This window comes from Bacillus sp. BF2-3 (assembly GCF_008368795.1).
Classification (GTDB): domain Bacteria; phylum Bacillota; class Bacilli; order Bacillales; family Bacillaceae_G; genus Bacillus_A; species Bacillus_A cereus.
In genome coordinates this window covers 80,912-87,457 of sequence record NZ_QOSA01000013.1, presented here as the reverse complement: position 1 = coordinate 87,457, position 6,546 = coordinate 80,912, and the positions used below count along the sequence as shown (strand labels likewise).

Sequence of the window (6,546 nt, the reverse complement as noted above, 5' to 3'; positions counted from 1 at the left end):
CTTTTAGGGGTCACTTCAAATTCTAGCTAGCTTATTATTTTGTTTGTATAGCTTGTTCGATTACTTTTATATCTTTCCCATCGCCAAACTCCGTATACCCCCAGATATTCGTTTCACCTCTATATTTATTTACGATAATATCCAAGTCATGATATACACGGTGGGCATACACTACATACTCAATATTTTGAAGTTCCACACCTTGTTTTACAATTTCATAGCTTCTATTTACATCGCGTTTTATTTTTTCATTCTTTATTTCCGTATGTATATTTTTTAAAGATTGTTCTTGTTGTTGAAACCATTGCTTAAATTGATTCCAATCCCCGTCTGTATAATTCTCTGCTTTACCATAATTTAAGAAATTATTATAGCTTTCATGTGTCATTCGAATAAAATCTAGCACTTTTGTCTCTTCTTGCACATCTTCTATTTGAGCTATTGTATTTACCTCAGCAGGCTTATTCGCATAATGTAACAGCACTTTCATAAGACTATAACTCGCAATGATCATCACGATAATAATACCTAATACATTTAACAATTTCTTCATACACAGAACTCCTTCTCTACTAAAAATATTGCAACGTATGACTATACTTGTAACATTCTCTCGTAGAAATATAATTCCTGTATTAATTCTTCCTATCATTTCGACAATATTTTTCTATACATTTCTCGTTGGCAAATGTTCTTGTAAAACAATATATCCTTCATAAGCTGTGTAACCGAGTATAACCATTAATCCGATATAACAAGCAAATACTGTCCATTTCGTTTTCGCATCCACTTTATAATAGTTTTCTTGTTGTTCCTTTTCTGTTTTCCATTCATTTAATTTTCTTTCTGACGCTTCAAATGCTTCCCTTATGTGAATTGTATACTCATCTTTTTCATCTTCATATGGAACATAATCTAACGGTTCGAACTTCGGTAAAAGATACTCTAACACTTCCATTTTTTGAAGTTCACCTATTTGTAACTCTTTTTCCCGTTCTCTTTGTCTTAATGCATTCATCTCATGATGCATCACGTATATAGTCCGATGTACAGCACCCGTTTCTTTTAATTCCTCTTCAAGCCTAGTAACATATTCTTTCATCCCATCAATTTTATGCCCTAATTCCTTAATCGGCTCATCTCTCTTTATTACTCTATATAACTCCATACAACCGATAATAACAATAAATCCTCCCAAAATACTTTTAAAGTAAATTGAATAGCCAAGTAATAAAATAAGGCCTGCTCCCCAAATTTTAGTACTGACAACTGAAATAATTCTCCCACCATCTAGCGGCGAAACGGGAATTAAATTAAAGAAATTAATCATACTTCCAAGCAAAATAACAAGCGCCCAAAATGGCTCTTTCGTCATTATATAAAGCGGTATCGCCGGTAAAAATGACAGAAGTCCGAAAAGCGGCCCCATATAGGCAATGTAAGCTTCATCTTTCGCATTTTTCGGCATCTCTTTCATTCCAATAAGGGCCCCCATAAATGGAATAAAGATTGCTGGCGATGTCGGGATCCCCTTTCTTTTCGCAGCCCATAAATGGCCCATTTCATGAACAAACAACAAATAAATGAGCGCTACTCCAAATTTCCAACCATATAGAACTGCGTATGCGCCAAGCGATAGAAACATACTAAATACCGTTGAAAACTTTGCTAATTTAAAAATTGCAAATACCCACTTTAACTTAGACAGTAAAAATAGACCTACCGCAACAATAATTCCCCATAATCCTTTTTTATTATTTTTCATATTCCTCTCCTTTATCTCTCATTAATGAATCATATTCATTCATCAAAGCTTGTTCTTTTCTCTATTATGACATATTTTTTTCTATTGTTAGAAATAATGTTTATATAATCCATTTTCAGCCAAAAATATAAATAAAAGGAGGTGTACACAAATGAATTTACAATCTCTTATAATAGGTGCTCTATCGTTTTTAGCTTCAACTCTTATTTTTTATACCGTTAGTTACGTATTATTATTAGATTTGTTGCCCAATCACGTATTTATTGCCCTTGTCATCCTTTCCGCTCTTATGATTTCTTTTCTTATTACACGAAAATCAATGAATGAGCCATCTGCAAAAGCAAAGTAATAGAGAGGGGTGCTTTCCCCTCTCTATTATCATTTCCTAGGAAAGGCCATATAGATTTGACGAGTTTACATTCATTCCAATCCGTAAGGGCTAATTAAAGGCTCACTTTATCTTTGAAAATTCATTTTTTCACCATAATCTTTAACAATCTGAATTATATTTTGAAACACACCTATTTTTTCTTTTTCACTGTTTAATATTTTCAAATCATAATTTTCGTAATATGTTTCTAATGATTTTAATTGTGATTGTGAAGCGCTTTTTATCAGAACAGTAGCATGCAATTCATATTGCTTATACCCTTCCTTTACTTTTTCACCTAAAATTATTTCACTCTCTTTTGCTCCAATTAATTTTTGAACTTTTTCTGGAAAATTGAGTTGCAAATAATATTCTTGCTCCTTCACTAACTTATTGTATAGTGATTGTGAAATCGTATACCGTACCGTATAATTCACGTTTTGATCGCCTGTTTTAATATGAAATGCGGTAATCTGTAAATCTTTTTTTGTTACTTCTGTTAAAGGGCTTACCTGCATCTCATCTTCTTTTTGTTCTGAGACATTTGGAAATATATCCAAAAGCTTTTCCGTATCTTTTTCATTCAACATATACATAGCTTTCTTATATTGCACCCATCCTCGTCTATCTTCTCCTCTTAACCATGCATAATAAGTTTCTTTTTTCCCATCTCTACTAATTTGTATTTCATATTCAGGTTCACCGAAGCTTCCTGTTATTTCTTGTTTCTCAGCTTTATTCAAAATGTCTATTACTAACTTCGCTTCTGATTCCTGCAACTTTTTCTCTTTATGTTTTTTTTGTATAACGGTTACCCCTATTGTTTCTTTCACTTCATTCACCGTCTCTTCTACTTTTTTTGTTTCTTTTTTCGGCTCAACTTGACCACAAGCTGCTAGTAACATAACAAACAACAACACCAATACATATTTCCCTTTCAAATTAATCCTCCTCTTACGATAAGAAATCCTTATAATCTTCATACATAAAACAAAAACGTGACATCCTATTAAATACGCTATACTAATCATTGAAAGGAGGTCTTTATCATGTCCATTAATTTTCATGATGAAAATAATAAGTACACATATGCAACAAGAAACGCTCATATTTCTTGGGCTGAAATGGTAAAAAACATTACAGAAATACAAAACAAGCAAATAATTGATATCGGCTGTGGTGGTGGGATTTATACGAAAGAACTCGCTCTTATGGGAGCCAAAAATGTTGTGGGACTTGATTTTTCAAAAGAAATATTACAAGCTGCAAAAGAAAATTGTAACAACTTTTCAAACATTTCATTCATCCACGGTGATGCACATAATATCCCATACCCTAATGAAACATTCGACATAGTTATTTCGCGTGCAGTTATTCATCATTTACAAGACATTCCTACATTTTTACGTGAAGCTTCTCGTATATTAAATAAAAACGGTGTACTTATTTTACAAGATCGAACAATTGAAGATTGTACAATTCCAGGAAGTCCCGAACACATTCGCGGATATTTTTTCTCTCTATTTCCAAAACTTATTGAAATAGAGTCAAAAAGACGTCCAAAAACCAACACTATACAGACAGAATTACAAAAACATTCTCTTCATGTACTTCCCGCACAAACACAATGGGAAATACGAAAAATACATGATTCTGTAGAAGCATTATTGCAAGATTTATCTCCTCGAACAGGTCGATCCATTCTATATGAGTTAACAGATGATGAACTTTCTCAACTTCTACAACATATACAGACCGCATTACAAAACGTCTCTCCTATTATTGAAAGAGATCGATGGACAATTTGGAGCGCCATGAAGTTGTAAGGAAGGAAGCCTCACAAAATAATGTGAGGCTTCCTTTCTTTCATAATCTAATTTTACAACACTCTTGATATCCTCCACTTCTGGCCTGTGCACTTCCACACTTCGGACATACTAAATATCTAGACTGATTTGTCAATAAACTACCTTTTTGAAAGAGTAAAACTTCTGCTTGTTTAAACGAACGCGAATAATATAACCACATAAAACCAATTATAGCAATAATGCCAAATAATACTCCCATCGCAAGCATTTCAGTCACCTCTTTTGGTTTGTTCTTTCCAGCAAGTGGATTGTTGTATTATTCTCTGTAAATTCAAACAATCCCTTCTTTACTCCTATAAATATCAACTTTCTCTATAAATTTTACAATTCTCCGCAAATTTTTACTCCTATTTTACAATTCATTATTCCTTTTGCAACAACGAATATCACTTTCGATATTTCCATATATAAATATATCTTCCAAAAAACATATTGACTTTCTAAAAAAAACATGCAACAATACTGTCAGAATACTTGAATAAAAATTCATTGACGAGAACGAGTACGTTATAGAACTGTTCCCCAGAGAGTTGGCGATTTGCTGAAAGCCAACGTTCAGTGCGTAACCGAAAATCATCTCCGAGAAGTAGAACCGAATGTTACAGTAAGTTCTTACCGGCCGTCCCCCGTTACAAGGAACACGTATCATGTTGTACGTTGCAAAGCCGTATACATATAGATTTATTTCTACATGTGTAAATTAGGGTGGTATCGCGGGTAAATATAACTCGTCCCTTTCTTTAGGGACGAGTTTTTTGTGTTCTTACAAATGAATGAAAAAGGAGGAAAAACAATGAACACTGTATCAAAAAAACATATTTTTTTCACGGGTCTTATGCTATTTTCTTTATTTTTTGGGGCAGGTAATTTAATTTTCCCTCCCATGCTTGGGCAAAACGCAGGTGAAAACTTTTGGCCAGCAATGATTGGATTTTTACTAACAGGAGTTGGCTTACCACTACTTACTGTTATCGCAATTTCTCTATCAGGAAATGGAATGCAGCAACTTGCAAGTCATGCCCATCCATTATTCGGAATTTTCTTTACAGTAGTTGTATACATTGCCATCGGTCCATCCATGGGCATCCCACGTGTTGCAAATGTCGCTTATGAAATGGGGGTTAGTTCTTTCTTGCCAGAAACAATCCGCTCTAGCAGCCTAGTGCTATTTGTATATACAATCATCTTCTTTACTATCGTATTTTGGCTGAGTTTGAATCCATCTAAACTTGTTGATCGTATTGGGAATGTATTAACACCTATTTTATTACTCTCTATTTTCTTATTATTTGTTAAAAGTGTATTTACACCACTTGGGCAATCAGGACCAGCGATGCAAGAGTATCAAACTTCTCCAATCTTCAAAGGCTTTATGGAAGGCTACTTAACAATGGACACTATTTCAGCACTTGCATTCGGAATTATCGTTGTAAATGCAATTCGCTCTAAAGGTGTGAATGATCGTAAGTCCATTGCCATCGCCACAGCAAAAGCAGGGCTTATTGCCGCTACAGGGCTCGTACTTGTATACGGTGCACTCGGCTGGCTTGGGGCAACTAGCGTCTCGCTCGGATATGCAAAAAATGGCGGACAGCTACTTACTGTTATCGTACAACAATTATTCGGTCCATACGGTTTGCTCCTATTATCTCTTATCGTTACACTCGCTTGTTTAACGACATGCGTTGGACTCGTATCTGCGTGCAGCCAATATTTTTCAACATTATTGACTACATTTTCATACAAAACGTTCGCGAGTATCATTTGCGCATTAGGATTACTAGTTGCCAACTTAGGTTTAACGAAAATTATCGCAATCTCTGTTCCAATTCTACTTGTTGTGTATCCAATTGCGATTGTACTCGTACTACTATCATTACTTCATAAATACTTCGGTGGATATCGCTCTGTTTATGTAGGTGCTTTAATTGGAGCAGCTGTAGTGAGCGTATTTGATGGATTAAAACAAGGTGGTATTTCAGTTTCATTTATCACACCATATTTTGAATTTATCCCTTTATATAATGAAGGAATCGGCTGGCTAATACCAGCATTAGTAGGAGGTCTTATTGGTCTTGCAACGGCTAGGTTAAGCGGTACGAAAAAAGTTCCATTAGTAACCGAATCTCACGAAGTAAAAGCCTCCTAAAAAAACTCCCAAAAGGGAGTTTTTTTACATTTGATACGCAGCATGATTAAAACTGCTTATTTTATAAGCCTTCGTATAATATTCAATATTTGTATCAACTGTTTCTACCTTGACAACATCATAGCGCTCTTCTTGCTTTACTAAAAATAAATAGTATTCCTCTGTTGCCTCAATAATCGCAATTTTATCTGTTTCAACATTATATTGTTCACAAAGCGCTTGTAATGCGTTCACATAATCCCCTAATTTTTTAGACTTATCCATTCCGAATATAGTTTGAACTAACATATACATTCTCCCCTTTATATGTACTGTTAACACCTCAATGATAACGCTTACATTATTTATCGTCAATAAAAACATTCAATTGTTTTAATGCCAAATCTATATTGTA

At 34.3% G+C, this 6,546-nt stretch carries 8 protein-coding genes and 1 other annotated feature; of the genes, 3 read left to right on the top strand and 5 right to left on the bottom strand.

What is annotated here, in order from left to right:
• Positions 1-34 precede the first annotated feature (34 nt).
• The gene (locus DN401_RS12295; protein ID WP_136363232.1) at positions 35-553 is read right to left on the bottom strand and encodes a hypothetical protein; all 519 of its coding nucleotides are present in this window, start codon (positions 551-553) and stop codon (positions 35-37) included.
• Positions 554-667: 114 nt separating this feature from the next.
• The gene (locus tag DN401_RS12290) at positions 668-1,765 is read right to left on the bottom strand and encodes a site-2 protease family protein (RefSeq protein ID WP_000794503.1); all 1,098 of its coding nucleotides are present in this window, start codon (positions 1,763-1,765) and stop codon (positions 668-670) included.
• A 151-nt stretch (positions 1,766-1,916) separates the two neighbouring features.
• On the opposite strand from DN401_RS12290, the gene DN401_RS12285 reads away from it, so the two are divergent.
• Positions 1,917-2,114 (top strand): hypothetical protein, encoded by a 198-nt coding sequence (locus DN401_RS12285; RefSeq protein ID WP_001053356.1) that lies wholly within the window; start codon positions 1,917-1,919, stop codon positions 2,112-2,114.
• A 107-nt stretch (positions 2,115-2,221) separates the two neighbouring features.
• Here the strand turns inward: DN401_RS12285 and DN401_RS12280 are convergent, their stop codons facing one another.
• Entirely contained in the window at positions 2,222-3,076 is an 855-nt protein-coding gene (locus DN401_RS12280; RefSeq protein ID WP_000677061.1) for a YhfM domain-containing protein, read from the bottom strand.
• 108 nt (positions 3,077-3,184) lie between these two features.
• Between DN401_RS12280 and DN401_RS12275 the strand changes: the two genes are divergently transcribed.
• Positions 3,185-3,961 carry a class I SAM-dependent methyltransferase gene (locus DN401_RS12275; protein WP_000026281.1) on the top strand — a complete coding sequence of 259 codons (777 nt, stop codon included), beginning with the start codon at positions 3,185-3,187 and terminating at the stop codon, positions 3,959-3,961.
• A gap of 40 nt (positions 3,962-4,001) precedes the next feature.
• Here the strand turns inward: DN401_RS12275 and DN401_RS12270 are convergent, their stop codons facing one another.
• On the bottom strand, positions 4,002-4,211 hold the full coding sequence (locus tag DN401_RS12270; protein WP_000880630.1) for a hypothetical protein: 210 nt from the start codon (positions 4,209-4,211) through the stop codon (positions 4,002-4,004).
• 272 nt (positions 4,212-4,483) lie between these two features.
• Positions 4,484-4,742 (top strand) — a binding site (T-box leader).
• A 54-nt stretch (positions 4,743-4,796) separates the two neighbouring features.
• Here DN401_RS12270 and brnQ3 point away from each other — a divergent pair.
• The gene (gene brnQ3 / locus DN401_RS12265) at positions 4,797-6,152 is read left to right on the top strand and encodes a branched-chain amino acid transport system II carrier protein BrnQ3 (RefSeq protein ID WP_001099135.1); all 1,356 of its coding nucleotides are present in this window, start codon (positions 4,797-4,799) and stop codon (positions 6,150-6,152) included.
• Positions 6,153-6,176: 24 nt separating this feature from the next.
• Here brnQ3 and DN401_RS12260 read toward each other — a convergent pair whose 3' ends face one another.
• Positions 6,177-6,515: a DUF3922 domain-containing protein gene (locus DN401_RS12260; protein WP_119683145.1), complete on the bottom strand. Its 339-nt coding sequence runs from the start codon at positions 6,513-6,515 to the stop codon at positions 6,177-6,179.
• Between the last annotated feature and the right edge of the window lie 31 nt (positions 6,516-6,546).

Excerpts from the sequence above, each read along its gene's own strand:
- DN401_RS12295 (WP_136363232.1), bottom strand. The coding sequence starts at position 553 with ATGAAGAAATTGTTAAATGTATTAGGTATTATTATCGTGATGATCATT.
- DN401_RS12290 (WP_000794503.1), bottom strand. The coding sequence starts at position 1,765 with ATGAAAAATAATAAAAAAGGATTATGGGGAATTATTGTTGCGGTAGGT.
- DN401_RS12285 (WP_001053356.1), top strand. The coding sequence starts at position 1,917 with ATGAATTTACAATCTCTTATAATAGGTGCTCTATCGTTTTTAGCTTCA.
- DN401_RS12275 (WP_000026281.1), top strand. The coding sequence starts at position 3,185 with ATGTCCATTAATTTTCATGATGAAAATAATAAGTACACATATGCAACA.
- DN401_RS12270 (WP_000880630.1), bottom strand. The coding sequence starts at position 4,211 with ATGCTTGCGATGGGAGTATTATTTGGCATTATTGCTATAATTGGTTTT.
- brnQ3 (WP_001099135.1), top strand. The coding sequence starts at position 4,797 with ATGAACACTGTATCAAAAAAACATATTTTTTTCACGGGTCTTATGCTA.
- DN401_RS12260 (WP_119683145.1), bottom strand. The coding sequence starts at position 6,515 with ATGTTTTTATTGACGATAAATAATGTAAGCGTTATCATTGAGGTGTTA.